Origin of the sequence: Vibrio sp. 10N.222.52.B12 (genome assembly GCF_002875385.1) — a bacterium.
GTDB lineage: Bacteria > Pseudomonadota > Gammaproteobacteria > Enterobacterales > Vibrionaceae > Vibrio > Vibrio jasicida.
This window is the reverse complement of the sequence record NZ_MDAW01000091.1, coordinates 1-1,239: the sequence shown is the minus strand read 5'-3', so window position 1 is coordinate 1,239 and position 1,239 is coordinate 1. Positions and strand designations below refer to the sequence as shown.

The window sequence follows — 1,239 nt, the reverse complement described above, 5'->3', positions numbered from 1 at the left end:
AACGCATAGTGAAAATGCCACGCGTTGCGAATCCCTCTTGAGCAGTTTGTTAGTCGCGAGGCACCGAGCGACAATTTTAAGCCGAACTAAACTTTGCGAACAACAAACTTTATGTGCTTTGATGCATTTAAGTCAGGCGTAGTCTCAAAGCGGCTATTCAATGAAACCACTTGGAACAAACAACGCCGCAGAAAACGGACTGACAACACCAAAAAGCGCTTTTGGAAAGCCAATCTCACAGTGCGGACTTGCAACAAAGCCACTGAAACCACGTGGAACTTAAAACACCAGAGAAGACGACTTTTCAGCGAGTAGATCTGCTTTTGAACCAACAAACTCAACGAGCAGAGTTACAACCAAAAACAAATTCTCGATTACCCTGCTCTGTCAGCACCAAAGAACAAAACAACCGTGAGGACACTTGCAAAATTTTGGACTTAAAACCGTTAAAACTGAGTTTTGACCATTGACGATAGATCTGTGTACCAAACAAACTACTGCCAAATTTTTAGGTCAGAAACATGATTTTGATTGCTAGCTTTTTCTGGCGACTAACGCCGCATTAAGGTGTGAGGAACGCGACCACGAAACCTAACCATACCACCGTAAACACGAAACCCAACGATGGAATGAAAAATGCCAAGCGTTGGGAATCACTCTTAAATGCTTTGTTATGTTTGCCTATTGGCTAAGCTTGGCGATCAAAGAGTCTAGTACCATAAGATCATTTGCTTTTTCCATATACTCATCACTGTCTTCGTCCAATTGGGATAACAGAGCATGCTCTCTTTCTAGTTTTTCTTTTAAGCACAGCTTGATATAACGGAGCTCTTTTTCATTGAACATTTCAACCTACCTGTGAGTTTGGAGAATTAATAAAACATGGTCTGGCACTAGATTCTAACTGCTGTAATTTTGTCAAATATAAACTAAGAGGCATATCTTGAAGCGGACGAATTGTGAAATGATGCTTCCCTTTACTTCCACCTTCGTCCAACGAAACATGCAAACCATTTGGCATTTTAGTATGTTGTGGAATCTTCCACCACAACGTACCAAAACGAGGGTTTCGATAATTGAAGAGAGATAGCCCTCCGGATTTACAATCAACGAACTCAATTCCATTTTTATTGTATATTTTTAAATCCCATACAGCCTCCATATCTCGTGGAGGACTCGTTCGAATGTAATCAAACTTTGCCTTAGTTTTGCGTCCGAGGGCTTTGTTGCGTAAATCGG

1 protein-coding gene and 1 pseudogene are annotated in these 1,239 nt (G+C 41.2%); both read right to left on the bottom strand.

Translation table 11 applies throughout. The features are described from left to right. Positions 1-681: 681 nt before the first annotated feature. A complete protein-coding gene (locus tag BCT11_RS28105) occupies positions 682-846 on the bottom strand; it encodes a hypothetical protein (protein WP_162836306.1) in 165 nt (54 codons plus the stop codon). A gap of 1 nt (position 847) precedes the next feature. After that, a pseudogene (locus tag BCT11_RS28015) lies at positions 848-1,239 on the bottom strand (hypothetical protein); the annotation flags it as partial.